Origin of the sequence: Jiangella muralis, from assembly GCF_001270745.1 — a bacterium.
In the GTDB taxonomy this organism is placed as follows: Bacteria; Actinomycetota; Actinomycetes; order Jiangellales; family Jiangellaceae; genus Jiangella; species Jiangella muralis.
Genome location: NZ_KQ434753.1, coordinates 460,499 through 487,090 on the forward strand (window position 1 = coordinate 460,499; position 26,592 = coordinate 487,090).

At 72.1% G+C, this 26,592-nt stretch carries 21 protein-coding genes and 1 pseudogene; 13 read left to right on the top strand and 9 right to left on the bottom strand.

Features of this window, described 5'->3' with window-relative positions:
* Positions 1–196: 196 nt before the first annotated feature.
* Both ACW62_RS07805 and ACW62_RS07810 read left to right on the top strand, forming a co-directional pair.
* Positions 197–688 (top strand): MarR family winged helix-turn-helix transcriptional regulator, encoded by a 492-nt coding sequence (locus ACW62_RS07805; protein WP_053203496.1) that lies wholly within the window; start codon positions 197–199, stop codon positions 686–688.
* Complete coding sequence (locus ACW62_RS07810; protein ID WP_053203497.1) at positions 685–1,314, top strand: hypothetical protein; 630 nt, start codon at positions 685–687, stop codon at positions 1,312–1,314. Before ACW62_RS07805 ends, ACW62_RS07810 begins: the two co-directional genes overlap by 4 nt.
* Here ACW62_RS07810 and ACW62_RS07815 read toward each other — a convergent pair.
* The 4 genes from ACW62_RS07815 to ACW62_RS07830 all read right to left on the bottom strand — a co-directional run bounded on the left by ACW62_RS07815 (position 1,304) and on the right by ACW62_RS07830 (position 9,569).
* Entirely contained in the window at positions 1,304–2,290 is a 987-nt protein-coding gene (locus ACW62_RS07815; protein ID WP_053203498.1) for an NAD(P)-dependent alcohol dehydrogenase, read from the bottom strand. The two genes, ACW62_RS07810 and ACW62_RS07815, sit on opposite strands and share 11 nt — an antisense overlap.
* A gap of 275 nt (positions 2,291–2,565) precedes the next feature.
* Positions 2,566–3,486: a hypothetical protein gene (locus ACW62_RS07820; RefSeq protein ID WP_053203499.1), complete on the bottom strand. Its 921-nt coding sequence runs from the start codon at positions 3,484–3,486 to the stop codon at positions 2,566–2,568.
* 569 nt (positions 3,487–4,055) lie between these two features.
* Entirely contained in the window at positions 4,056–4,760 is a 705-nt protein-coding gene (locus ACW62_RS07825) for a TetR/AcrR family transcriptional regulator C-terminal domain-containing protein (RefSeq protein WP_205629200.1), read from the bottom strand.
* A gap of 39 nt (positions 4,761–4,799) precedes the next feature.
* Positions 4,800–9,569: a CehA/McbA family metallohydrolase gene (locus ACW62_RS07830; RefSeq protein WP_053203500.1), complete on the bottom strand. Its 4,770-nt coding sequence runs from the start codon at positions 9,567–9,569 to the stop codon at positions 4,800–4,802.
* Positions 9,570–9,917: 348 nt separating this feature from the next.
* On the opposite strand from ACW62_RS07830, the gene ACW62_RS07835 reads away from it, so the two are divergent.
* The 11 genes from ACW62_RS07835 to ACW62_RS07885 all read left to right on the top strand — a co-directional run bounded on the left by ACW62_RS07835 (position 9,918) and on the right by ACW62_RS07885 (position 21,674).
* Complete coding sequence (locus ACW62_RS07835) at positions 9,918–11,120, top strand: dipeptidase (RefSeq protein ID WP_053203615.1); 1,203 nt, start codon at positions 9,918–9,920, stop codon at positions 11,118–11,120.
* The gene (locus tag ACW62_RS07840) at positions 11,117–12,769 is read left to right on the top strand and encodes an ABC transporter substrate-binding protein (RefSeq protein ID WP_205629201.1); all 1,653 of its coding nucleotides are present in this window, start codon (positions 11,117–11,119) and stop codon (positions 12,767–12,769) included. Before ACW62_RS07835 ends, ACW62_RS07840 begins: the two co-directional genes overlap by 4 nt.
* A gap of 46 nt (positions 12,770–12,815) precedes the next feature.
* A complete protein-coding gene (locus ACW62_RS07845) occupies positions 12,816–13,769 on the top strand; it encodes an ABC transporter permease (protein ID WP_053203501.1) in 954 nt (317 codons plus the stop codon).
* Positions 13,766–14,653, top strand: coding sequence for an ABC transporter permease (locus ACW62_RS07850; protein ID WP_053203502.1), 888 nt, complete (start codon positions 13,766–13,768; stop codon positions 14,651–14,653). Before ACW62_RS07845 ends, ACW62_RS07850 begins: the two co-directional genes overlap by 4 nt.
* 3 nt (positions 14,654–14,656) lie before the next feature.
* The gene (locus ACW62_RS07855) at positions 14,657–15,832 is read left to right on the top strand and encodes a M24 family metallopeptidase (RefSeq protein ID WP_083459409.1); all 1,176 of its coding nucleotides are present in this window, start codon (positions 14,657–14,659) and stop codon (positions 15,830–15,832) included.
* A complete protein-coding gene (locus ACW62_RS07860; protein ID WP_053203503.1) occupies positions 15,829–16,695 on the top strand; it encodes an alpha/beta fold hydrolase in 867 nt (288 codons plus the stop codon). Before ACW62_RS07855 ends, ACW62_RS07860 begins: the two co-directional genes overlap by 4 nt.
* Positions 16,688–17,716, top strand: a complete 1,029-nt coding sequence (locus ACW62_RS07865; protein ID WP_053203504.1) for an ABC transporter ATP-binding protein — start codon at positions 16,688–16,690, stop codon at positions 17,714–17,716. Before ACW62_RS07860 ends, ACW62_RS07865 begins: the two co-directional genes overlap by 8 nt.
* The gene (locus ACW62_RS07870) at positions 17,703–18,707 is read left to right on the top strand and encodes an ABC transporter ATP-binding protein (RefSeq protein WP_053203505.1); all 1,005 of its coding nucleotides are present in this window, start codon (positions 17,703–17,705) and stop codon (positions 18,705–18,707) included. Before ACW62_RS07865 ends, ACW62_RS07870 begins: the two co-directional genes overlap by 14 nt.
* The gene (locus ACW62_RS07875) at positions 18,704–19,945 is read left to right on the top strand and encodes a dipeptidase (protein ID WP_053203506.1); all 1,242 of its coding nucleotides are present in this window, start codon (positions 18,704–18,706) and stop codon (positions 19,943–19,945) included. Before ACW62_RS07870 ends, ACW62_RS07875 begins: the two co-directional genes overlap by 4 nt.
* A 25-nt stretch (positions 19,946–19,970) precedes the next feature.
* Complete coding sequence (locus ACW62_RS07880; RefSeq protein ID WP_053203507.1) at positions 19,971–20,690, top strand: GntR family transcriptional regulator; 720 nt, start codon at positions 19,971–19,973, stop codon at positions 20,688–20,690.
* A 141-nt stretch (positions 20,691–20,831) separates the two neighbouring features.
* Positions 20,832–21,674 carry a hypothetical protein gene (locus ACW62_RS07885; protein ID WP_157574507.1) on the top strand — a complete coding sequence of 281 codons (843 nt, stop codon included), beginning with the start codon at positions 20,832–20,834 and terminating at the stop codon, positions 21,672–21,674.
* A 4-nt stretch (positions 21,675–21,678) separates the two neighbouring features.
* On the opposite strand, the gene ACW62_RS07890 is transcribed toward ACW62_RS07885, so the two are convergent.
* The 5 genes and pseudogenes from ACW62_RS07890 to ACW62_RS35730 all read right to left on the bottom strand — a co-directional run.
* Positions 21,679–22,989, bottom strand: coding sequence for an FAD-binding oxidoreductase (locus ACW62_RS07890; protein WP_053203509.1), 1,311 nt, complete (start codon positions 22,987–22,989; stop codon positions 21,679–21,681).
* Between the two features lie 42 nt (positions 22,990–23,031).
* Entirely contained in the window at positions 23,032–24,153 is a 1,122-nt protein-coding gene (locus tag ACW62_RS07895) for an RNA polymerase sigma factor (RefSeq protein ID WP_053203510.1), read from the bottom strand.
* 38 nt (positions 24,154–24,191) lie between these two features.
* Positions 24,192–24,533: a YciI family protein gene (locus ACW62_RS07900; RefSeq protein WP_053203511.1), complete on the bottom strand. Its 342-nt coding sequence runs from the start codon at positions 24,531–24,533 to the stop codon at positions 24,192–24,194.
* Positions 24,534–24,601: 68 nt separating this feature from the next.
* A complete protein-coding gene (locus ACW62_RS35120; RefSeq protein WP_240477265.1) occupies positions 24,602–25,369 on the bottom strand; it encodes a beta-galactosidase in 768 nt (255 codons plus the stop codon).
* 108 nt (positions 25,370–25,477) lie between these two features.
* A pseudogene (locus ACW62_RS35730) lies at positions 25,478–26,577 on the bottom strand (beta-galactosidase); the annotation flags it as partial.
* Positions 26,578–26,592: the final 15 nt, after the last annotated feature.

Here is a 26,592-nt window from a genome sequence, read left to right on the forward strand (position 1 = left end):
GTTTTGCCCCCCAAATTGGCAGGGTGGCCCTTTCTTTGCCCGGACCCCTTTCCGAGGCCGCTAAACCACCCACCGCGGTGATGTCTGTCACATCCTTTCCCGCACCTTTCTCCGCTCGCCACTTTCGGTCGTTCTGGTCACGCTCCACCCATGCGCTATCCTGTGAACCACCAACATAGTGAAGGGGCATCACGACATGACGACCCCGCCGCACCACGCCGTGGCCTTCGACCGGATCCTCGAGCTGGTGATCGTCGTCAGCGACGACATGACCCGCACGTTGTCCGCGCAGGGCCTCACCGATGCCCGCGCGCACCTGCTCTGGGAACTGCATCACCGCGGCCCGTCGACCCAGCGGGTGCTCGCCGACGCGCTGCGGGTCAGCCCGCGCAACATCACCGGGCTGGTCGACGCGCTGGTCGCCACCGGCCTCGTCACGCGCGAGCCACACCCCACCGACCGGCGGGCCACCCTGGTCACCTTCACCGAGCGCGGCGCGGCCATGACCGCCGCCATGGAGCGCGACCAGCAGGAGTTCGCCCGCATCCTCTTCGCCGGCATGCCCGACGACCGCGTGACGGCACTGGTCGACGGGCTCGACGATGTGCTGGCGCGGCTGAAGGAGCACGGCCTGACCGTCGACGCCGCGCGCGCGGCCGCCAACCCCGGGAACGAGGCCGGGCGATGACCGAGACGACCGAGCCCGCCGGCGGTGCCACCCTCTTCCAGAAGGCGGCCGCCTTCGAGTCGGGCGTGTGGCGCAGCCTCTACATCATGCTGGCCCGGCGCCCGCGGGTGCCGGAGCCGGGCGCCACGCCGTTCGGCTACCTCGAGCCGGTCTCGCTGATCCTCTGGGTGTTCATCATCGGCTCGGCGATCGAGGTGGTGGTCGTCCACTTCATCATCCCGTGGCCGGTCGTGCAGATCATCGCGCTGGTCATCGGCGTCTGGGGACTGATCTGGATGCTCGGCTACGCCGCCGCGCTGCGGGTGCACCCGCACGCCGTCGGCCCGACCGGCCTGTGGGTGCGCAACGGGTCCACCGTCGACATCGCGCTGCGCTGGTCCGACATCGACGCGATCCGCATCCAGAAGCGCACGCTGCCGGAGTCGAAGACGGTGCAGGTGGCCGACGGCGACGACGGCGACGTGTTGCAGGTGGCGGTGTCGAGCCAGCTCAACGTCCACCTCGTACTGTTCGAGCCGGTGACCGTGCGGTTGCTGGACGGCCCGGTGACCTTCACCGAACTGCGCTTCTACGCCGACGACCCCAAGGGGCTGGTCGTGCTGGCGCGCGAGCACCTCAGAGCGTGACGACCACCTTGCCGCGGGCGCGTCCCTGCTCGGAGTACCGCAGGGCGTCGGGGAGTTCGGCGAACGGGTAGCTGCGGTCGATGACGGGGACCACCCGGCCGTCGTCGAGGTACTCCGTCAGCGCCAGCAGGTCGGCCCGCCGGTCCCGGTGGCCGACGACGTCGGTCATCGTCATCCGCTGCGACACGAACGGATGCAGCGCGAGCGCGCCGAACGCGTGCCCGATCGGCTGCACGAAGCGCCCGGCGGGCCCGCCGACGATGACCAGCGTGCCATCGCGCGCGAGGATCCGCCGGAACGCCCACGCCGAGTGCCCGCCCACGGCGTCGACGACGACGTCGAACGTGCGCTCGCCGCGGGTGACGTCGGCGGCCGTGTAGTCGACGACCTCGGCGGCGCCGAGGCCGCGGACGAGGGTCGCGTTGCGACCGCTGCACACGCCGGTGACCTCGGCGCCCATCGCGACGGCCAGCTGGACGGCGAACGTGCCGACTCCGCCCGACGCGCCGTTGACCAGCACCCGCTGGCCGGCCCGCACCCGGCCGTCGTCGCGGACCGCCAGCAGCGCCGTCATGGCCGCCAGCGGGACCGCGGCCGCCTGCTCGAACGAGAGCGAGCCCGGCAGCGGGGCGAGGTCGGCCGCCAGCACGCACGTGTACTCGCCGAAGCCGCCGCCCGCGACCAGCGCGAACACACCGTCGCCCGGGGCGAGGCCGGTGACGGCCGGCCCGACGGCGGCGACCTCGCCCGCGACGTCCGCGCCGAGGATCTCGATGCCCGGCCGGCGCAGCCCGAGGGTGCCCGGCAGGAGACGGGACAGCCGCGGCTCGCCGCGGACGTGGTGCCAGTCGTAGGGCTGCGCCGACGTGGCCCGGACCCGGACCAGCACCTCGTCGCCGGCCGGGACCGGGGTCGGGACGTCCACCAGCTCGAGGTCGGCGGGGGAACCGTACGAACGCATGACGTACGCCTTCATCGCACTCTCCTGACCTGGGATTCTTACGACGTAAGGTGGTCGTACATCGTAAGGTAGCCGTACGCCGTAGGGCTGTAAAGACTCCGGCGCAGCTGGGTGAACGATCAGTGCCGCCCAGACGCCCCGATCCCGCGCCCATGACGGGCGGGTACGCCTCGGTGAGAGCCGGCCAGATACTCCGTCTGCAATGTGCAGCAGGCACGAGGCACGCAACCCCTGCCCAAACTCGGCTCAAGGGTCGGAGTTCGGACACCGAGCGACGTCAGGGTGTCACCCTAGATCCGCTCGGGCGTCAGGAGCGGACCGGTGACGGTCCCTTCCTGGACGATCCGCAGCTCGTCCTCGGCGGCGAGACGGTACCCGACACGAAGCTGTACGGCGTCGGCGCCGGCGGGAACCGTGCCGACCACCAGGAGCGCATCGCCGCCACCGACACCGGCGTTCTCGTCGACGACGAGCTCCAACGGGTACTCCGCCCCGTCGATCAGAACGCTCGCGCCCTCGACGGCGCAGGCCACCACCACACCGTCGTGATCATCGTCACTGACGGGTAGCAGGGTGCCAGGACGCGTCATCATCCGGACCTCGACCCACACCTCGCCCTCGGGCGCCCATCCTCGCTCGGGCAGATACCCGACCATCCGCAGATCGGCCTGGATCACCGCCCCCACCATCGTGTACCAGCCCGCGGGCGGCTCGATCACCGCCTCCAGGGTCCCTCCCCAGGGGACCGTCTCGATGAAGGGAGACTCGCCGACGAGATCCGCCGTCGCCACGGAGACCACCGCGTCACGACCCTCGAAGGTGAGCACCAACTCGGCGTCGCCGCCGTCGCCGGGCAGGACAGCGACCTGCGTCCCAACGGCCGCGGGATCCAGCTCGACCGGGACCTCGGTGTCACCCGCCCGCAGCATCGTCTCCGTCCGGCCCGGCGCCCACTCACCGGCATAATCGCCATCCGACACCGAGACTTCGACGAGGACGGCACCACCCGGCGCGCGGACGGTCTCGCCATCGACGAACGCCTTCTCACGCACTCCGAGCGCCTCGACGAGGTAGACGCCGTCGGGCATCCGCACCGCCACTCTCTCGTCCAGCAGCTCGATGCTGGGAGAGAAGGCGGTGTCCCCCACCGGAATCGTCGGGCCCGCGGGCGCACAGCCGACGAGCAGAGCGGCGAACACGAGCAGCACCACACCGGCGGCCGCATGACGGCGGCGTGGGGAAAGCGGGCTCATTCCTCGTCATCCTCCGACGTACGTCTCGACCAGCCGATCATTCGTCCAGGTACACCAGCGGATCGCCGCCGGGGCTCGCGCGGTCCTGCAGGACGATGGTGAGGATATCGAGCCCGCGGGGCGCAGGACGTCGAGCATCTGCTCGCCCACGGCAGCGTCGGCGGCGAGGCTGACGCGTCCGATCGCAGGTGCGCTGCCGGGCAGCGCCTCCCCCCGTTCACGATGAGCGGGCACCCGGTACGGCGAGGCATGCGTCGAATGCATGTGACCGTTCGTGAGCGGCCATGGGCCTGGGCATGTCTGTCGGGGGGGGTGACGTGAGCGCCAACCGTTGGCGCTCACGTCACCTCGCCGGATCGTGATCGCTCACCCCTGGGCCGTACCGGCCGCCCCGATGGGTGACGACGCGGTGAGGTTCGGTCCTTGCGCGGGGAGTCGTCAAGCGGCGCCGCGGTCCTCACCGGTGCGCACCCACCGCGTCGGCCTCCCGCCGTCGTCACGAGTCACAGCGACCAGCAGCCCGAGGATCAAGAGGACTCACTCGTCCGGCGGCCGCGCAACCGGTCGAGGCCGTCGAGAATGAGGTCGAGACCGAACTCGAACTCGGCCTGGTCGTCGCACCAGCCGAGCGTGGAGCCGGGGTCGTCGTGCGCGATCTCGGCCAGCATGCCGGCCAGCTGCGGCAGCCGCTCGGCCAGCCCGGCCAGTTCCTCGGGCGCGGCGGAGCCGTCACCGGGGTCGAACAGCTCCTGGCTGAAACCGAGCGCCCGGCTGCCCAGCGCGTGCAGCGCGTGGTGGCCGAGGTCGTAGGAGAACCCGCCGTCGCGCATGAGGCCGAGCAGGCGGTCGTGGTAGCGCAGGATCTCCGGGCTCATCGCCGCGCGGGTCTCGAGCACCGACGGCGCCCACGGGTGGCGCAGCAGCACCTCGCGGGCGGTGAGGATGCGGCGGCGGACGGCGTCCTTCCACCGCGCGCCCCCCGACGGCACGTCCAGCGCGTCGACCGCCTCGTTGATCTCCCGCGCGACGACGTCGGCGATGCCGTCGAGCACGTCGTCCTTGTTGGCCACGTGGTAGTACAGCGACATCGCCTCGGCGCCGAGCACCTCGGCCAGCCGCCGCATGGTCAGCGCCCCGAGACCGGCGTCGTCGGCGATGCGCACCGCCGCCCGCAGCACGCGGTCGCGGTTCAGCGGGGCCCGGACCGGACCCGCTTCGGCATCGGCCACCACGCACATCACCTCGGCTGGCATCGTACAAAACCGGGCCGGCTACCCGGCGTCCACCGCCGTCAGCACGGGCCGGCCCAGCGACGCGGAGAAGGTCCAGACGGAGGCGAAGTCCCAGCCCATGGCCGCGTACGTCGCCTGGGTAGCGGCCTCGACGGCGGTGCGGGTGGCGCCGTTGAGGGTGTCCGCACCGGTCGCCGGCACCGACTGGGTCCTGGCGTCCACTGTCTCCGCCGCGGCGTTGCCGGTCAGCGTCGCGGTGTTCCCGGCCAGCACGCGGGCGACGACGCGGTGGGCGTACCCGGTGGCGACGACGCGGGAGTTGAGCGCCATGCTGTCCCGCAGCGTCGTGCCGGTGTAGGCGTAGCCGCTGATCCCGCCCGCGTTCGCGTTGCCCACCACCTCGATGTGGCCGGTGGCGTAGGTGCGCTCGGTCAGCGAACCGGCGCCGGTGATGCCGGCCACCCCGCCCGCCTGCCGCCCGGCGACGGCGTAGACGGAGGCGGTCGAGTAGCTGTCGCGCAGTTGTCCGTACGAGTACCCGACCACGCCGCCCACGGTCGAGCCGCCGACCATCAGGCCGGACGTCGTCACGCGCTCGACGACGCCGCGGCTGGTGTCGGCCAGGATCCCGACGTTCGAGCCGGCGGTCTCCACCGCAGCGTCGTCGACGGCCAGGTCGTGCACGCGGCCGCCCGCGGCGACCAGCGGGAACAGCCCGCCCGTCGACGACGTGAAGCCGGTCAGCCGGTGCCCCGCCCCGTCCAGCTCGCCGGAGAACCCGGTCCGCGCGACGGTGAGCCCGGGGTGCCCGCTCAGGTCGAGGTCGGCCGCCAGCCGGTAGCGCTGGTCCGGGAACGCGGTGAGCTGCGCCAGTTCGGCCACGGAGGACACCAGGTAGGCGCCGTCGGCGTCCCGCGGCAGCGACGGCACGCCCGGCTCGCCCGTGCCCGGCGGCACGTCCTCCGGCACCGACCGCAGCACCGGCCGGCGCCCGTCCGCGGACCAGGTCCAGACGGTGTCGAGGTCCCAGCCGAGCGTGTCGCGGAAGAATGCCGGGTCCTGCACCTGCGCGGTCGTCGCCGAGGCGCCCGCGAGGTTGTCCGCGGCCGGCGGGTCCAGCACGGCGGGCACCTGCGCGACGAGGCTCTCGACGGCCCAGTTGCCGGCCAGGGACGCGGTGTTGCCGGCCAGCACCCGGCCGAGCACGCGGTGGGCGTATTCGGGCGCCGTCACGGTCGGGTTCAGGGCGACGGAATCGCGCAGCACGGTGCCGGTGTAGCCGTAGCCCGCGACGCCGCCGGCGTTCCGGGTCGACGCGCCCACCGGCCCGGCCGCGTAGACCCGCTCCGTCGTCGACCCGGCCAGCGCGACACCGACCACGCCGCCGGCCTCGGTCCCGTAGCTCTGCACCCGCGCCGTCGAGTACGCGTCGCGCAGCACGCCCGCGTTGTCGCCGACGATGCCACCGGCCCGCGAACCGGCCGTGACCAGGCCGGTCGTGTAGACCCGCTCGACGGTGCCCGAGTTGGTGTCGGCCACGATGCCGCCCCGCGCGGTTACCGTCGCGACGTCGGCGCCGACGATCGCGAGGTCGTGCACAGCGCCTTCGTTGACGCCGAACAGCCCGCCGCTCGTGCTGGTGAGACCGGTCAGCGTGTGCCCGTCGCCGTCCAGGTCGCCGGAGAACGCCTCGACCCGCGCGACGACGCCGGTGAGGTCGAGGTCGGTGGTCAGCCGGTACGACGCGGCCGGGTCGGTCCCGATCTTGCCGAGGTCGTCGGCGGAGTCCAGCAGGTACGGGTCATCGGCGGTGCCCGAACCGGCCAGCGCCTCCCGCAGGACCACCGCCGGGCGCAGTTCCTTGCCCTTGCGCGGGCTGTCCCAGAAGTGCACCCGCACCGTGTCGTGCGCGCCGGCGGTCAGCGGCGGGTCGAACGCGACCCACTGCTCGGCGCCGCGCTCGTCGAGGTCCACCTCCACCAGGCGCGTGTCCAGCACCTCGCCGCCCGCGTCGGAGCGGACCGCCTCGACGGTGACCGTGCGCGGCGCGCCCGGGTGGCTGATCAGCCCGACCCCGTCGAGCGCCGCGTGGCTGACGTCCCACGACCCCGACGGCCGGGCCAGCACCGCCCGGTCGACCAGCCGGCCGTCCACCGTGTACGTCGACAACTCCAGGCCACGCCGGGTCGCCTGCAGGGCCGTGCCCATCTGGCTGTCCTCGTCGTCGACGACCTCGGTCCACGGCTGCTCCGTCGCGGTCCCGAAGGAGGGACCGGCCGGGCCGAGCGTCAGGAACGTCGTGCCATCGACGACGCCGCGCGCGTAGACGTCGTCGTGTCCGCCGACGTACAGGTCGACGCCGAGCCGGCTGAACAGCGCCGCGACCTGCTGCCGCCGCGCGTTCTGGCCCGGCCCGGGCGTCCCGGCGCTGCCGAAGAACGCCTCGTGTCCGACGACGACCGTCCACGGCTTGCTCGCGGCGTGGACGTCGTCGACCAGCCAGTCCAGCTGGTCGTCGAGGTCCTGCGTGGTGTTCAGCACCGCCACGTGCACGTCGCCGCGGTCGAACGAGTAGGTCGTCTCGCCCGCCGGGCCGCCGCCGGGTAGCGCGTACATGCTGGACGTGATCGCGTTGCGGTCCGGCGAGACCAGGTTGTACTCCAGGTCGCCGTCGCTCTCGGCGTCGCCCACCACCGGCGCGACCTGCAGGTCCAGGCCGGCGTAGGCGTGGTCGAAGACATCTTCCCAGTACTCGCGGTGCACGCCGCGGGCGACGAGGTCGCCGGTCTGCACGACGGTGTCGCCGCCCGGCACCCGCTCGCGGATCGCGGCCAGCGCGCGGCGCCACAGCCCCAGCTCCTCCGGCGAGCGGGACGCCGCGGCGAGGTCGCCGAGCAGGTAGACCGGCCGGTTCTGCTGCCCGCCCGCGACGAACGAGCCGCGCACGTCCGACCACGCGGCCTCGTCCTGCGCGCGAGGCGCCGCGCCGTCCACCGCCACGCCGAACCGGTACTCGTAGCGAGTGGTGTCGCGCAGCCCGGTCAGCGCGAACTCGTGGCTGCGCAGCGGCTGGCCGGTGACGGTGTCCTGGTAGACGTCGCCGGGCTTGCCGATGGTGTTCAGCTCGTACGTGGTGTCGCCGGTGGACGTCAGCACCGGGGCGCTGCGCCAGGTGCGGTGCCCGGCCGGACGGACCTGCGCGTACACCGTGCCGACGGTCGCGTCGGTGCTGACGCTGAGGCCGGCGGTCCCGGACTCGGCGCCGACGGTGGCGACGCTGCCGAAGAACTGGAAGACGCCGGCCGGGTCGGCGCCGTCCTGGTCGACCCGCAGGCGCTGCAACTCGGCGCCGACGTTGCCCGCGCCGTCCGTCGCCTTCACGACGACGACGTGGTCGGAGTAGCCGCGCACGGTGAACGCACCGCCCTCGACCGGGATCTGGCCGTTGTCGTCCCACACCTCGTAGGTGACGGCGGGCGTCGCGCCGCTGTCGTCCGTCGCGGTCACCGCAGGCAGCGCGACGGTGTCGCCGTAGGCCACGGTCGTGGGCGTGGCCGGGTCGACCTCGATGGCCGGCGCGTAGTCGGCGCCGCGAGTCGTCTCGCCGACCCAGACCGGCGCGGACACGACGACGTCGCCGTCGGCCTGCGTCGCCACGACGTAGAAGTAGTCGCCGTCGGCGGCCGGCAGCTCCGGCGTCACCCACACCTCACGGCCGGACACCGCGGGCGCCTCGTACGCCAGCACACCGCCGTTCGTCCGCACCCGCACGGAGGTGAACGCGTCGGCGCCGTCGGGGTCGGTGAGGCCGATGTCCAGCGCGACCGAACCGGTGTCCGCCGGCAGGATCGAGCCCATCAGGCGCCCGTTCGCGCCGAACTCCAGCACGGTGTTCTGGTCCTGGGTCGAGTACATGCTGCGTTCGCGCATCGCCCGGTAGACGCCGTCGCGGCTCTTCTCCGCGGCCCAGACCCCGGTGATCGACTCGTCGCCGGTCACCCAATTCGCGCCGTGCTCGTCGCCGTTCCACACCGGCGCCAGGTGCCAGCCCTCGTCCAGCGCGATCTGGAACTGGGCCAGGTTGGTCGCGTTCTTCACCTCGATCAGGTCGACGCGGTCGTCGACCTCCGGGTCCAGGTGCGCGAACGCGGCGAAGTCGCCCTTGCCGGCCGGGTCCGGGTGGTTGAACTGCGCGATCGCCTTGGGATCCTGCTTGAGCCGGGCGTAGAACGTCGGCAGGTCGTACTTGAGGTCGCCGGTGGCCGCGCCGAACGACAGCGAGTCGCCCTCGCTGCGCGCCGTCGTGAACCAGTCGGTGTTGAACAGGTTCATGTGGCCGGAGGTGTCGTACCAGGTGATCTCCTCGGCGGGGAGCGTCACCAGGTCGTCCTGCTCGGCGTTGAACGCGTCGGACTCCTCGTGCAGGTAGCGCCACTCGTCGGACACGGCGTCGCGCCAGTCGGTGGTGAAGTCGTCACTGTTGCGTCGGTCGTAGAGCACGTCGTGCTCGGACACCGTGAAGAAGTCTGCGTCGCTCTCCGCGGCCACGTGCTCGAACGCGTCCCGCGGCGTCTCGACGCCGTCGCTGACCTCGGTGTGCGCGTGGAACTCGCCCGTGTACCAGGTGCGGTCCAGGTAGGTCGGCCGGTCCTCCGCCGCGGCCGCCGGACCCGGTGGCAGCACCGGCAGGGCCGCCGCCGAGACGGCGAGGACGGCCAACGCGGATACCAGCCGGACACGGGTGGATCGGGCGGATCGGACGGAGAGCGACACCTGCGACTCCTCGGGACGGACGGCGCGAATCGGCACGAAGCCGTCCGCCAGGGTGCCCGGCCCGGATGACCGCCGCCTGGTGTCCGAGGCGACGGAAGGTGACGGTGCGGTGAACTACCGGCCGGTAGACACCCGGCCCGCCCGTGATCAACCACGCCCGAACGTGTCCGAATTGTGGGCCGACGTTTCCGTCCCGTAACGATTCGAGTACGTGACGCAGCGTGTCGATCACGCCGGGAGACCGGCAAGAGTGCAGGTCAACGCGGTACCACTCCCCAAGAAGCGCGCCGACGAGATCTTTGCGGAGACACCAGAGTTGCGAAAGAGGTCCAACCTCTCGTTATGGTGTGCCCTCAATAGAGGTTGGACCACTTGGAGAAGCCGATGCAGAAACCAGGCGTGCGCTACCGGGGCTACCGCAGTTTCGACTACCTCGAGCCGCACACCGACTTCCGCGTCTTCGACCTCGCCCAGGAGATCGGCCGCGTACCGGCGTACGACCTCGGGCTGGACGAGGAGCAGGCGCGGCGGGTGACGGAGATCCTCGGCCGCGAGCACGTCATCTCCCTGCACGAGCACCCGAAGATCCTCACGACCGACCCGTCGTTGCTGAAGGAGTACAACGGCACCGGCCGCAACGCGTTCGGGTTCGAGGGGATCGCCCGGTCGGGCATGACCGCGTTCTTCGACAACTTCATGAACGGCACCAACACCGTGACGTCCGAGCACGGCTGGAAGTGGAACGACGTCGTCTTCGACCTCGGCCTGCGCTTCGCCGACGTCGCGCAGCAGAACCACGTCGTCCTCGCCCGCACGGTCGCCGACCTGGAGCGGGCCAAGGCGGACGGGCGCATCGCGATGGTCGCCGGGCTCGAGGCCGCGACCGCGATCGAGAACGAGCTCGACCGCCTCGACGTCCTCTACGGGCTCGGCGTGCGGCAGATGGGCATCGCCTACTCGATGGCCAACCAGCTCGGCGCCGGGCTGGCCGAGCCGCAGGACGGCGGGCTCACGCTGTTCGGTGGCCGCGCCGTCGAACGGATGAACACGCTCGGCATCGCCATCGACATCTCGCACTCGTCGGACCGCACCAGCCGCGACGTCATCGAGCGCTCGTCGGTGCCGGTGTTCATCACGCACGCCGGTGCACGCACGGTCTGGCCGACCAACCGGATGAAGCCGGACGACGTCATCGTCGCCTGCGCCGAGCGGGGCGGCGTCATCGGCATCGAGGCGGCGCCGCACACGACGCTGTCCGAGGCCCATCCCGAACACTCGCTGGAGTCGGTCATGGACCACTTCCAGTACTGCGTCGACCTGGTCGGCATCGACCACGTCGCGTTCGGGCCCGACACCAACTTCGGCGACCACGTCGGGCTGCACGACTCCTTCACCGGGCACCTCAGCATCGCCGGCGCGCACGGGCACGTGGATCACCCGCGGGTCCCGTACGTCGCCGGCGTCGAGAACCCGGCGGAGAACTTCACCAACATCGTCGGCTGGCTGGTCAAGCACGGCTGGTCCGACGACGACATCAGCAAGGTCATCGGTCTGAACATCCTGCGCGTACTCAAGGAGGTCTGGTGAAGGGCACGATCGGACGCATCCGCAAGGCCGGCGCGGCGCTCGCCGTCGCGACGATGATCGCGGTGACGGGCTGCTCGCTCAACGAGAGCGGTGACTCCACCAGCGGCTCGGGGAGCACGGACGGCTCGGGCGAGCAGGCCGGTGGCGCCACGCTGCGCATCGGCACCACGACGGACATGGAGAACTTCAACCCGCTGCAGTCGCTGTCGAAGACGGACAGCTGGATCCTCAACGCCACCTACCCGACGCTGCTGCGCATCGACGAGAACGCGCAGAAGGTGCCGGAGCTGGCCGAGGAGTACACCACCGAGGCCGACGGCAGCGTCGTCGTGTTCCACCTGCGCGACGACTTCGAGTGGTCCGACGGCACGCCGGTGACGGCGAAGGACGTCGCGTTCACCGCCCAGGCGATCATGGACTACCAGCTGGGCAACGTCGCGGCGAAGCTCACCTGGGTCACCGGCATCGAGGTGCGCGACGACCAGACCGTCGCGTTCACGCTGAGCGAGCCGTACGCCCCGTTCGCCGAGGGCCTCGGGTTCTGGATGCGGATCGTGCCCGAGCACATCTTCAGCCAGGCCGGTGACCTCTCGCAGTTCGCCAACGACACCGACTGGGTCGGCGCCGGCGCGTACATCCTCGACTCGGCCACCAAGGGCCAGCGGTACACCCTGAAGGCGAACGAGAACTACCCGTACGCCCCCGAGGGCGGCGCCGCCGTCGAGACCGTCGAGTACGTCGTCTACCCCGACATCAACACGATGATCCTGGCGCTGCGCAACGGCGACATCGACCTCATGGGCTCGCCGGTCCCGGTGTCCGCGGTGGCCTCGCTGGAGGGCGAGGAGAACATCGAGGTCGAGACGGTCGGCTCGCTCGGCTTCGCGCATCTCACCTACAACATGCAGAACCCGGTGCTGGCCGACCAGGCGGTGCGGCAGGCGCTGTCGATGGTGGTCGACAGCAAGTCGATCATCGAGACGATCCTGCAGGGCGACGGCCAGGAGATGGTCGGCCCGATCTCGCCGGTCTTCGCCGACTACGACAACACCGACCTCGAGGCGTACCCGTTCGACCCCGAGGGCGCCCGCGCGCTGCTCGAGGGCGCCGGCTACACCGACGCCAACGGCGACGGCATCCTCGACGACCTGGCCTTCGAGATGGTCTGCGACCAGTCCAACGCCAACCTCACCCGGGTGGCCGAGGTGGTCCGCGACGACGCCGCCGAGGCGGGCATCCAGATCGACCTCGCCTGCATCGAGCGGAACACGTTCCTCAGCCGGACCCGCGGCGGCGAGTACGACATCGACCTGTCGCAGTGGGGTGTCTTCGACAACCCGATGGACCAGCTGCGCAGCACCTACCTGTCGTCCAACCCGGGCGGGATCAACTACAACCTGGTCGCCGACCCGGAGCTGGACGCCCTGGTGAACGACGCCGCGGTGACGGCCGACGTGGACCAGTTCGTGGAGAAGATCAAGGGCATCGACGCCTACGTGCACGACCAGGCGCTGCTGACCCCGCTGTACGTGGAGAACTTCCGCTTCGCGTACCGCGGTGACCGGTTCACCGGCTTCGACCCGTCGCCGTCGGACCTGCTCGGCATGGTCACCGGCTACTCGCTGTCCCAGGTCACGACGGTCGACTGACCGTCCGTCCACAGCCACCACACATCGGGAGGGTGGGTAGCACACGGTGTTGAGGTATGCCGCGAGTCGGCTGTTCCGCGCGATCCTGACCATCTGGATCGCCGTGACGGTGACGTTCTTCCTGCTGCGGCTGCTGCCGGCGGACCCCACCCTCCTGGTGGTGGAGGGCGACATGACTCCGGAGATGCAGGACGCGCTCCGGAGTCAGTACGGCCTGGACCAGCCGATCCTCCAGCAGTACGTGCTCTACCTGGGCCAGCTGGTCCAGGGCAACCTGGGTGTCTCGTTCCGGCAGCTGGTGCCGGTCAGCGAGCTGCTGCTGAACCGGCTGCCGTGGACACTGCTCCTCGCCGGCTCGGCGTTCGTGCTGACGCTGCTGATCGGCATCCCGCTCGGCGTGAAGGCGGCCGTCGGACGCGGCGGCACGGTCGACCGCGGTGTGCAGTTCTTCGGCATCACGTCGAACGCGCTGTTCATCCCCAGCGTCGCGATCCTGCTGCTGGTGGTGTTCGGGTCGAACCTCGGCTGGTTCCCGATCGGGCAGGCCATCGACCCGGACACCCGCGGGCTGGCGGCGTACGCGTCGCTGCTGCACCATCTGGCGCTGCCGCTGTTCTCGCTGGTGCTGGTCCAGCTCGGGCCGTACGCGCTGACGCTGCGGACGAACATGGTCGAGGTGCTCGGTGAGGACTACATCACCAGCGCCCGGTCGCGCGGGCTCACGCACCGCCGGGTGGTGTGGCGGCACGCGCTGCGCAACGCGGTGCTGCCGGCGCTGATGCTGATGGGCCTGCAGCTCGGCACGCTGATCGGCGGCGCCGTGCTGACCGAGACGGTGTTCGCCTATCCGGGCGTCGGCCGGCTGATCTTCGAGTCGGTGCAGCAGCTGGACTTCCCGGTGCTGCAGGGCGCGTTCGTCATCCTCGCGGTGACGGTGGTGCTGGCCAACCTGCTCACCGACCTGCTCTCGATGGTTCTCAACCCAAGGATCCGCACATGAGCACCGAGCCGCAGTCCCTGAAGGTCGACACCCCGACGGCGGCGCTGACCAGCACCCGGCGCCGTCGCTCCGGTGGGTTCTTCTCCGCGCCGTCCGGCTGGCTGTCGGTGGGCACGCTGGGCCTGTTCGCGCTGGTCGCGATCTTCGGGCCGCTGTTCGTCGACTCCCCCAGCGGCCTGGGCACCGACATCCTGCAGTCGCCGTCCGCGTCGCACTGGTTCGGCACCGACGACCTCGGCCAGGACGTGTTCGCCCAGGTCGTGTGGGGCACCCGGATCAGCCTGCTGGTCGGGGCGGTGGCGTCGCTGATCGCGATCTGCATCGGCACGCTGCTGGGCCTGGCCGCCGCCTACGTGAAGCGGCTGGACCCGGTGGTCACCACCGCCACCGACGTCATGCTGTCGCTGCCGATGCTGCCGCTGATGATCCTGGTGACGGCGCTGGCCGGGCCGAGCGTCGTCACGCTGATCACCGTCATCGGGCTGCTGTCGTGGCCCGAGGTGACCCGGATGATCCGGGCGAACGGGCTGGTCGTCGCCGCGATGCCGTACATCGACGGCGCCCGCGTGCTCGGCGCCGGCGCGTCCCGGATCATCTCCCGCGAGATCCTGCCCGCGGTCATGCCGCTGGTCGTCGTCAACGTGCTGCTCACCGCGGCCCGCGCGGTCATCGCCGAGGCCGGGCTGTCGTTCCTCGGCATGGGCGACCCGTCGGCGTGGTCGTGGGGCCGCATCCTGCTCAACGCGCAGCGCTCCGGGACCATCGCGACGGCCTGGTGGCAGACGCTGTTCCCGTCGCTGGCGATCCTGCTGCTCGTGCTGGCCGCGACCATCGCCGGCATCCGCTACAACGACTCGCGCGACCCGCGCACCCGAGGAGTGTGACCCGTGCACCTGCCCGACTCGTTCTACCTCGGTGCCCTCGACCGCGTGGTCGAGCGGCTCGGCGCCGACGGCCACGACGGCCTGCTGGTGACCCACCCCGCCGACGTCGCCTACCTCGTGGGGTTCTGCTACGCGGTCACCGAGCGCCCGGTGTACCTGTGGATCGGCGCCGACCACGACCGGTTCGTGCTCGTCCCCGAGCTGGACCGCGAGTACGCCGAGCAGCAGCGCATCCACGCGCCCGTCCAGACCTACTTCGAGTACCCCGGCGTCACCAGCCCCGAGGAGCACCTGGGGCAGCTGCTGCGCCGCCGCGGCCTCGGCGCGGCCCGCATCGCCTACACGTCGTCGATCTCGGTCGGGACGTTCGACCGGCTGCGAGGCGTGCTGCCGGACGCCACCTGGGCGACGACGGACGTCGTCGCCGGGCTGCGGCTGACCAAGGCGCCGGAGGAGATCGCGCTGCACCGGCAGGCCGCGGACATCTGCGACTCCATGCTGGCCGCCGGCCGCGCCGTCATCGAGGACGCCATCGCCGCGGGCGGCGAGCTGCCGCGCGAGGGCGAGATCGCCCGGCACGTCATCGGCCACGGCACCGACCTCGTCTACCAGCGCTACGACCACGTGGTGTTCACGACAAAACTGGCCGGCGGGCTGGTCTACGCCGGGCCGAACGCCGCCAACCCGCACGGCCTGCCCAGCAGCCGCCGGGTCCAGCGCGGCGACACGCTGATCCTGTCGCTCGGCGCGGCCGTGCTGAGCCGGTTCGTCGAGAGCGAGCGGACGTTCGTCATCGGCGAGCCGAGCGCGGACCAGCGCCGCTACTTCGAGACCGCCCGCACCGCGCAGCACGTCGGCACCGAGGCCATGCGCGTGGGCCGCACGTGCGCCGACGTCAACGCCGAGTGCCTCGACGTCATCCGCGACGGCGGGCTGGGCGAGTACCTGCGGCACCGTCAGGGCCACGGCATCGGCGTGCAGCAGCACGAGGCGCCCTGGGTCGAGGACGGCGACCCGACGCCGTTGGCCACCGGCATGGTGCTGTCCAGCGAGCCGGGCGTCTACGTCCCCGGCCACGGCGGGTACCGCATCTCCGACACCGTGCTGGTCACCGACGACGGTCCCGAGCGGCTCACCACCTACCCGCGCACCCTCGAGGAGAACGTGATCCCGGCATGACGAACTCCCGCACGTTCACCGAGACCATCAACGGCGCGCGCCTCGTCATCGAGGAGCTCGGGCCGCAGGACGCGCCGGCGATCGTCGTCCACCACGGCGCGCCGGGCCTGGGCTCGCGGTCCGAGCCGCTGCGCTCGTTCGGCCCGTTCGCCGACGCCTACCGGATCGTGACGTTCGACGCCCGCGGCTCCGGCTCGTCCTCCGACGACGGCCCGTTCAGCCACGAGCAGTGGGTGGCCGACATCGAGGAGATCCGCACCCGGTTCGGCCTCGGCGACATCGTCATGGCCGGCGGCTCCTACGGCGGCTTCCTCGCGATGGAGTACACGCTCGCGCACCCGGACCGGGTCCGGGCGCTGGTGCTGCGCGACACCGCCGCCGACACCTCGCACGACCACCTGGCCGTCGAGCGGGCCCGCGACTTCGACGTCGTCCCGATCGACCCGTGGGCGATCGAGCGCATCGGCACCGGCAACTTCGCCGACAACACCGAGTTCGAGCGGTACTGGCGGGCCATCCTGCCGCTGTACGACCACCACTACGACCCCGCCGCGGTCGAGCGGAAGGCGGCGAACACCCAGTACCACTTCGCGACGCACAACGCGGCGTTCGGCGTGAACATGCCCGCCTACGACCTCACCGGCCGGTTGCCGGAGATCACCTGCCCGGTGCTGGTCACCGTCGGACGGCACGACTGGCGCACGCCGGTGCCCGCGTCGGAGCTGATCGCCGGCAGCGTCGCCGACGGCCGGCTGGTCGTGTTCGAGCACTCCGGCCACTCGCCGCAACTGGAGGAGCCGGAGCTGTTCCAGGCGACGGTGCGCGGCTTCCTACGCGACGTAGGGGTCACCCCTCATGGCTGAGACGATGGTCGCCGCGCCGCGCCAGCCCGCCGAGGGCGCGCCGGTCCTGAGCGTGCGCGACCTCAGCGTCGAGTTCGACACCCGCGACGGCATCCGGCCGGTGGTGCAGAACGTCAGCCTCGACGTGTACGCCGGGCGCACGCTGGCGGTGCTGGGCGAGTCCGGCTCCGGCAAGTCCGTCACCGCGCGCTCCGTCATGGGCCTGATCGATCCGCCCGGACGCATCACCGGTGGCCAGGTGCAGTTCGGCGGCAGGGACCTCGTCACGGTCTCCGCCGAGGAACGGCGGCTGGTCAGCGGCGAGCAGATCGCGATCGTCTTCCAGGACGCGCTCTCCGCGCTCAACCCGGTCTTCACCGTCGGCGAGCAGATCGCCGAGCTGCTGCGCACCCGGCGCGGGCTGAACCGGCGCGCGGCCGCCGCCGGCGCCGTCGAGCTGATGGCGCGGGTGCGGATCCCGGCGGCGAAGCAGCGGGCCAAGGAGTACCCGCACCAGTTCTCCGGCGGCATGCGCCAGCGCGCGATGATCGCGATGGCGCTGGCTCTCGAGCCGACCGTCCTCATCGCCGACGAGCCCACCACGGCGCTCGACGTCACCGTCCAGGCGCAGATCATGGACCTGCTGCTGGACCTGCAGGACGAGACCGGCATGGGGATGATCCTCATCACCCACGACCTCGGCGTCGTCGCGGAGACCGCCGACACGCTGGCGGTCATGTACGCGGGGCGGATCGTCGAGCGTGGCCGCGTCGACGACGTGTTCGCCCGGCCCGCGCACCCGTACACCCGCGGCCTGCTGCACTCGATCCCGCGGCTGGACCGCGAGGACGAGGCGCTCTGGGCGATCCCGGGCTCGCCGCCCACCGTGCTCAGCCGGGTCGCCGGGTGCGCGTTCGCGAACCGCTGCGACGTCGCGATCGACCTGTGCACGACGTCGCGCCCGGACCTGACGCAGGTGCTCCCGGCCGGCCGGGCCAGTGCCTGCCACCGTCACGAGGAGGTGCTCCATGGCCGCGTCTGAGCCGGTGCTCTCGGTCGAGGACCTGACCCGGCACTTCACCGGTCGCCGCGCCGTCCTGCCCGGACGCCCGGCGCCGGCCGTCCGCGCCGTCGACGGCGTCAGCTTCCAGCTGCACGCCGGCGAGACCCTCGGCATCGTCGGCGAATCCGGCTGCGGGAAGTCCACGCTGGCCCGGATGATCGTCGGGCTGGAGACGCCGACGTCCGGCGTCGTCCGGTTCCGCGGCACCGACGTGCACGCCGTCCGCGGCCGCCAGGCCCGCGAGCTGCGCCGCCGCGTGCAGATCGTGCTGCAGGACCCGTACACGTCGCTGAACCCGCGGCGCACCGTCCGCGAACTGCTGCGCCAGCCGTTCGAGATCCACCGCGACCTGCTGCCACGCAAGCAGCAGGAGGCCCGCATCGCCGAGCTCGTCGAGCTGGTCGGGCTGGACCCGGACCATCTCGACCGGTACCCGTTCCAGTTCTCCGGCGGGCAGCGCCAGCGCATCGGCATCGCCCGCGCGCTCGCGCTCTCCCCCGACGTCATCGTCTGCGACGAGCCGGTGTCGGCGCTGGACGTGTCGATCCAGGCGCAGGTCGTGAACCTGTTCCAGCGGCTGCAGCGGGAGCTGGGACTGGCCTACGTGTTCATCGCGCACGACCTGTCCGTCGTCCGGCACATCTCCGACCGCGTCGGCGTGATGTACCTCGGCAAGCTGGCCGAGCTGGGCTCGCGCCGCGACGTCTACGACAGCCCGCGGCACCCGTACACGTCGGCGCTGCTGTCCGCGGTGCCGATGCCGGACCCGCAGCTGCGCGGCCGGCGCAGCCGCCGGCTGCTCGAGGGCGACCCCCCGAGCCCGGTGGACCCGCCGTCCGGCTGCCGGTTCCGCACCCGCTGCTGGAAGGCGACCGACGAGTGCGCGACCGTCGAGCCGCTGCTCGCCGGCGACGACCGGCACCGGCAGGCGTTCGCCTGCCACCACCCCATGCCCGCCCAGACCGCATGACCGTGAGGAGCACAGTGACCACGTCCCCCGCCCCCGCGTACGACGGCTACCGCGCCTACTCGTACCTGAAGGCCGGCGCCGACTACCAGGACTTCCGCCTGGCCGCCGAGATCGGCCGCGTCCCCGCCTATGACGGCGGGCTGACGGAGGACGAGCGGGCCCGGGTGGCCCGGCTGCTGGCGGAGAACGTCGTGATCTCGCTGCACGAGCACGCCGTCGTCCTGCCCGAGGACGCGGACGAGATCCGCCGCTACAACCGCACCGGCCGGCAGCGCACCGGCTACGAGGGCCTGGCCCACTCCGGGCTGACCGCGGTGGTCGACAACTTCATGGCCGGCGCGTCCTGCGTCACCAGCCAGCACGGCTGGAAGTGGGACGACATGATCTACGCGCTCGGCTTCCGGCTGGCCGACCTCGCCAAGCAGGACTTCGTCGTGCACGCCACCACCGTGCAGGACATCCGCGACGCCAAGGCGGCCGGCAAGGTCGCGCTGATCGCCGGGCTCGAGTGCGCCACGATGATCGAGAACGAGCTGGACCGCATCGACATGCTGTACGGGTTCGGCGTGCGCCAGCTGGGCATCGCCTACTCGCAGGCCAACCTGCTCGGGTCCGGGCTGTCCGAGCGCTCCGACGCCGGACTGACGCACTTCGGCCGGCGCGCCGTCGAGCGGATGAACAAGCTCGGCATGGCCATCGACATCTCGCACTGCGGCGACCGCACCGGCCTCGACGTCATCGAGGCGTCGTCGGTGCCGGTGATGATCACCCACGCCGGCGCCCGCGCCGTCTGGCCGATCCCCCGGCTCAAGCCGGACGACGTCATCCGGGCCTGCGCGGAGCGGGGCGGGATCATCGGCATCGAGGCCGCGCCGCACACCACGCTGTCCGAGGCGCACCCGGAGCACTCGCTGGAGTCCTTCATGGACCACTTCCAGTACTGCGTCGACCTCGTCGGCATCGACCACGTGACGTTCGGCCCGGACACCATGTTCGGCGACCACGTGGCGGTGCACCGGACCTACGCGGGCAACTACGCGCACAAGGACGAGAACCGGATCGAGCACCCGCTGGTCGACTACGTCGCCGGGGTGGAGAATCCGGGCGAAAGCTTCCACAACATCACCGGGTGGCTGGTGCAGCACGGCTACTCTGATGCGGACATCGCGAAGGTGCTCGGGGGCAACACCATGCGAGTGCTGGAGGCGGTGTGGCGCTCCACCGATGACGACCGATGAACACGCACGAGGGTGGTAGTCGATCATGAGGCGGGACTCCGCGGCGCAGAGCGCCCTGTTGCGGTTGCGGCACCTCGTCGCGACCGAGTTCGCACCGGGCGACCGGCTGCCGCCGGAGAAGGAGCTGGCCGAGACGCTGGAGGTGTCGCGGACGACGGTGCGCGAGGCGCTGGTCGTGCTGGCCGCCGAGGACATCGTCACCCGCCAGTGGGGCGCCGGCACGTTCGTGAGCGAGCCGCCGAAGGTGGCGTCGCTGAACATGTCCGCGATCGAGTCCTACCGCGACCGCGTCGGGTCCGGCGGCCGCGCCGTCACGCTGCTGGACGCATCCTGTGAGCTGCTGCCGTCGCCGCCGGTCGCGGCGGCGGCGCTGCGACTGGAGCCCGGCGCGAAGGCATGGCACATCCGCCGGCTGTTCGCCGTCGACGGCGACCCGTCGGCGCTGATGAACGAGATCGTCCCGGCCCAGCTGTTCGGCCGGCCGATCGACCCCAGCCCCATGCTGCGCATCGAGACGTCGCTGTACGAGCTGCTCAACCGGCACACCGCGGGCGCCGCCATGCACGCGTCGACGGAACTGGAGGCGGTCTGCGTCCACGGCGACGACGCCCGCGCGCTCGACCTCGCCGACGGCGCGCCGGCGCTGCAGGCGACCCAGATCACGTTCGCCCGCCGGGGCGAGCCGGTCGCCCACGGTGTGTCGTTACAGCGCACCGACCTCGTGCGCATGCGCATCACCCGCTGACCACCATGATCATCAACCTTTTGGGCTGCTATCACGACGCAGAAGGTTGATGATCATGGAACGCCCATTTCTCGTTACGACAGGCGCGCATCGGGCCTTGCCAATATGCTCATGCCGCCCATCTACCGCGGGAGGATCATCGTGGCTGGACGCAGCAGGAAGAAGAAGGAGGTCGTCCGGGTCGAATCCGCCCCGGAAGCCACGACCGAGGGCGCTGCCGACCGACCTACCTGGACGCCCACACCCGAGGCGAAGCAGCAGGCCACGAAGTTCCGGCTGATCGCCGCCGGGCTCTGGCTGCTGGCCATCGCCGGCGAGGCGTTCGCCATCTTCTGGGTGCTCCGCCAGGACCCGGTCAACATGGTCCTGCTGATCGTCATGATCGTCGTGATCGGTGCGCTGGCCATCGGCGGGTCGCTGCTGTGGAAGCGGGCCAACCGGCTCGATCCGGCGTCGAAGAGCGAACCGACCAGGTTCTTCGTCCAGAACCAGCTCGGCGCGATCATCACCGTCATCGCGTTCCTGCCGCTGATCGTGCTGATCTTCGCCAACAAGGACATGGACGGCAAGCAGAAGGGCATCGCCGGCGGCATCGCGGTCGCCGTCGCCGCCGTCGCGGTGTACTTCGGCATCGACTTCGACTCGCCCTCGGTCGAGCAGTACACCGAGGAGTCGAACATCATCGAGCAGCTGACCGGCGAGGACCTCGTCTACTGGACGCGCTCCGGCTCGGTCTTCCACGTCTGCGAAGAGGTGCCCGACGTCAACCGCGAGTCGCAGGACGGCCGCATCTACGAGGGCACCGTTGCCGACGCCCACGCCGCCGGCAAGTCCCGGCTGGTCAGCTACTGGCAGCGCGAGGCGGTCAACTACTGCGGGTACACCCAGGAGCAGGTCGACGCCGTCGAGGCCGGCGGCTCCGGCGACGACGCGACGCCCCAGGACGGCGCGACGGCGCCCGCGGAGGACGCCGCCACGCCGTAGCCGGTCAGCCGACCGGGTAGGCCTGCCGGAACAGCTCGTCCGGGTCGTAGCTCGCCTTGACGGCGGCCAGCCGGCGGCTGGTCTCCGGCGGGTACAGCTCGGCCACGTCGGCCGGGTCGAGCGAGCTCATCAGGTTGCCGTAGGCGCCGCGGGTGTGCGGGGCGAGCGTCGCCCAGTAGGCGTCGAACGCCGCGCGCGCCTCCGGCGCCGGTGACAGCGCGACGGCCGACAGGAAGGCTTCGCTGTCGCGGTGGGCGAACGCCGTCTCGGTGCCGGCCACCCGGGCGACGGCGCCGCCCAGCGCGCGCACCTGGCCGACGACCGGCGGACCGGCGGTCAGCCCGGCCAGGTAGGCGTCGATCAGCTCGTCGCTGAGGTCCGTGGTCAAACGGTTCCTCGCCAGCGGCGGCGCGCCGCCCGGCGGCACCGGAGGCGGCGGGGCGAGGATCTCGCCGTACGGCCGGACCCGCAGGTCCAGGACGGTCGCGTCGCCGAGCCGGAGCAGCGGCTCGACCACCGCCTCGGCCGCCTCGGCGTCGCCGTGCGCCACGCAGACGCCGATCAGCAGCGACTGCGGCGCGAAGCCGTCCGGCAGCAGCACCATCATCGACGTCAGCTCGTCCGGCGCCGCGCGCATGGCGTCGCGCCAGCCACGCAGGACGGCGGGTGCGTCGCCGCGCGGGTAGCCGATGTGCCCGAAGTACACCTCCGGCACCGGCTGGGCGATCACCTCGAACGCGGTGACGACGGCGAAGGCGCCGCCACCGCCGCGCAGCGCCCAGAACAGGTCGGCGTTCTCGGCGGCGCTGGCCCGCAGCACGCGGCCGTCGGCGGTGACGACCTCGGCCGCGACCACGGCGTCGATGGTGAGGCCGAACCGGCGCACCATCCAGCCGATGCCGCCGCCGAGGATCAGCCCGCCGACGCCGACGTCGGTGGTGTCGCCGGAGGAGATCACCAGGCCGTGCGGTTTCAGCGCCTCGGTGACGGCGGCCCAGCGCGCCCCGGCGCCGACGCGGACCAGGTGGCGGTCCGCGTCCAGCACCTCGACGCCGTCGAGCGGGCCGAGGTCGAGCACGATGCCGCCGTCGTTGGTGGCGAAGCCGGGGAACCCGTGCCCGCCGCTGCGCACGGACAGCAGGAGGTCGTGCTCGCGGGCGGCGGCGAGGGCGCGGCGGACGTCGTCGATGGTGTGGGCCCGCACGATCAGGGCCGGGCTGCCCTGACGCTGGTAGGTGTTGCGGTGGGTGTCGTACGCGTCGTCGCCGGGGCGGATCAGCTCGCCGTCGACGACCAGTGTGGATACGTCGCTCATACCGGGTCGACGAACGAGCGGCCGCCCAGGGGACGGCCCGGGTCAGAGTTCTTCCAGCCGCCGGGTGAGGAACCGCCGCTCCGGCGTCGTCGTGGCGAGGTCGAGCGCGCGCCGGTACGCCGCACCCGCCTCGGCGTCGCGGCCCAGCCGGCGCAGCAGCTCGCCGCGGGTGGAGTGGAAGTACAGGTAGCCGTCGAGGTCGAGGCGGTCGACGGCGCTCAGTGCGGCGGCGGGGTCGCCGGCCTGGGCCAGCGCCACGGCCCGGTTCAGCTCGACCACCGGCGAGCCGGTCAGCTCGGCCAGCCGGCGGTACAGCCCGGCCACCCGCGGCCAGTCGATCCGCTCGCGGGTCTGCAAGGACGCGATGGCCGCCTGCAGCACGTACGGCCCGCCGCCGCCCAGCTCGATCGCGCGGTTCAGCTCGGCGCGGCCGGCCGCCAGCAGCGTCCCGTCCCACAGCGAGCGGTCCTGGTCCTCGAGCAGCACGAGGTCGTCGCCGTCGAACCGGGCGGCCTGACGGGCCTGGTGGATCAGCATCAGCGCGACCAGCCCGTGCACCTCGGGCTGGTCGTCCAGCAGCGCGGCCAGCACCCGGCCCAGCCGGATCGCCTCGGCGCCGAGGTCGACGCGGCCGCTGTAGCCCTCGTTGTAGATCAGGTAGATGATCGCCAGCACGGCGTCGAGGCGGTCCGGCAGCAGCCGCTCGTCCGGCACCGCGAACGGGATGCCGGCCGCCTTGATCTTGGCCTTGGCCCGGGTCAGCCGGCGCTTCATCGTCTCCTCGGAGACCAGGAAGGCGCGGGCGATGTCGGCGGTCTCGAGGCCGCCGAGCGCGCGCAGCGTCAGCGCCACCTGCCCCTCCAGCGCCAGCGCCGGGTGGCAGCAGGTGAAGATCAGTCCGAGCCGCTCGTCCTTGATCACGGTGTCGTCGAACTCGTCCATGGTGGCCTCCGGTGCCGGCAGGAGGTGCAGCTTCTCGGCCAGCGTCCGCTCGCGGCGGATGCGGTCGATCGCCCGGTTGCGCGCCGTCGTCACCAGCCACGCGGCCGGGTTGTCGGGCGCGCCCGTCTCGGGCCAGCGCGCGGCGGCGATGGCGAACGCCTCCTGCGCGGCCTCCTCCGCGCGGTCGAGGTCGCCGAGGTACCCGGCGAGCGAGGCCAGCACCCGGCCCCACTCGTCGCGGAAGATCTCGTCGAGCGCCGTCAGCGCAGCCCCACCAGCGGCCGCACCTCGACGACGCCGCCGTGGCGGGCCACCGGGATGGCCGCGGCCAGCTCGATGGCCTCGTCGAGGTTCGCCGCCTCGATCAGGCAGATGCCGCCGAGCACCTCTTTGGTGTCGGCGAACGGCCCGTCGGTCAGCAACGTCCGGCCGCCGGCCACCCGGACGCTGGTCGCGGTCTCGGCCGGCTGCAGTTGCGCGCCACTGAGGAACCGGCGATCGCCGCGCAGGGCCTCGTACTCGGCCCTCACCGCGGCCCGCTCGGCGTCGGACAACTCGGCCTCGTGGCCGGGCTCGGCGTAGAACATCAGGGCGTACTGCATGGAAACCTCCGAAGGCGCGCTCTCACCACTATGACGAAGCAGCGGCCCGGAATGGGACAGCGTCGGGACTATTGCCTCACGATGCGCGCCTCCCGCGGGCCGAGCACCAGCTCCTCGCCCCGCCAGACCACCCGGCGGTCGTCGCCGCGGTGGTTGAGCAGGAAGGTGGCGTCGCCGCGGACGATCGCCTCGACGCCGTCGGCGCTGCGGTCGAGGACGCCGCCGACCCCAGCGGCGTCGAGCAGGGCGCCGGCCACCCGGCCGAGGCCGGCCGCGTCGGGGTGGGTGGCGACGTACCAGGCGGAGCCGGAGCCGACGCTGTTGCGGGTGACGGCCGGCCAGCCGGCGACGTCACCGGCGGCGAAGGTGGCCAGGACGTCGGCGCCGTCGGCGTGGGTGTACTCGCTCCACAGCCGGCCGGTGAGCGGGCCCAGCTCGCCGTCGACGGGGATGTCCGGTGGCTCGGCGCCCGGCGGGCCGGCCAGCGGCGCGAACTCCTCGACGCGGACGCCCAGCGTGGTGGCCAGCGGGCCGAGGTAGCCGGACGGGTGGACGTGCAGCGACTCGTCGAGGACGCCGGACTGGAACGTGACCGCCAGCGCGCCACCCGACGCCGCGAACGCGTGCAGGCCGTCGAGGGCGGCGGCGTCCGCGGCGAACAGGACCGGCGCCACGACCAGCCGGTACGCCGAGAGGTCGGCGCCGGGCCGGACGAAGTCGACCGTCACCGACCGGTCCCAGAACGCCCGGTACCAGTCGGTGACGATGCCGAGGTAGCTCAGCGCCGTCGGCCGGGACGGCTGCTCCAGCGCCCACCAGGAGGTCCAGTCGAACACGATCGCGACGCGGGCCGGCACCGGCTGCCGCTCCAGCCACCCGAGGGTGCCCAGTTCGGCGCCGAGCGCCTCGACCTCGCGGTAGATCCGGGTGTCCGGCCCGCCGTGCGGCACCATCGCGGAGTGGAAGGTCTCGGCGCCGCTGGCCGCCTGCCGCCACTGGAAGTACATGATCCCGTCCGCGCCGCGGGCCAGCGCCTGCATGGACAGCACCCGGTTGCCGCCCGGCGGCTCGGCGCGTTGCGCGGCCGCCAGTTCACCGCGCTCGGCGCCTGCTCCATCAGCACCCACGGCCGGTCGCCCGCCAGCGAGCGCATGAGGTCGCGACCCAGCGCGGCGGTGGCCGGCGAGTCCGGGTCGGCCGGGTCCGGGTAGCTGTCGTCGGAGACGAAGTCGACCTCCTCGGCCCACCGCCAGTAGTCCAGCGCCCGGAACGGCCCCATGAAGTTGGTGGTGATCGGCACGCCCGGGCTGAACTCGCGCAGGATCGCCGCCTCGGCCCGGTGCAGGTCGAGCAGCGCGTCGGAGCTGAACCGGTCGAAGTCGAGCACCTGGGCCGGGTTGAGCAGCGTCGGCGCGGCCCGTGGCGGCTCGATCTCGTCGAAGTTCGCGTAGCGCTGCGACCAGAAGGCCGTCCCCCACGCCGCGTTCAGCGCGTCGACGGTCTCGTACCGCGCGCGCAGCCACGCCCGGAACGCGTCGGCGGCGTGCTCGCCGTAGCAGCGGCTCACGTGGCAGCCGAACTCGTTGTTGACGTGCCAGGCGACCAGCGCCGGATGCGAGCCGTAGCGCTCGGCCAGCGCCCGCACCAGCCGCCCGGCCAGCCGCCGGTAGCTGGGCGAGTGCGGGCTGTAGTGCTGCCGGCTGCCGCCGCCGAGCCGCACACCGTCGGCCGTCACCGGCGCGATGTCCGGGTAGCCGCGCAGCGCCCACGGCGGGGGCGACGCCGTCGCGGTGGCGAGGTCGACGCCGATGCCGCCCGCGTGCAGCCGGCCGAGCACGTCGTCGAGCCACTCGAACTCGAACCGGCCGTCCTCCGGCTCCAGCTGCGCCCACGAGAACACCCCGACCGTCGCGACGGTGACGCCCGCGCGGCCCATGAGCCGCACGTCCTCGTCCCAGACCTCGCGGGGCCACTGCTCCGGGTTGTAGTCGCCGCCGAACCAGAGCGTCATCGGGTGCTCCCCCTCGTTCCGTGAACCCGGCATCGTCGGCACGCTGCT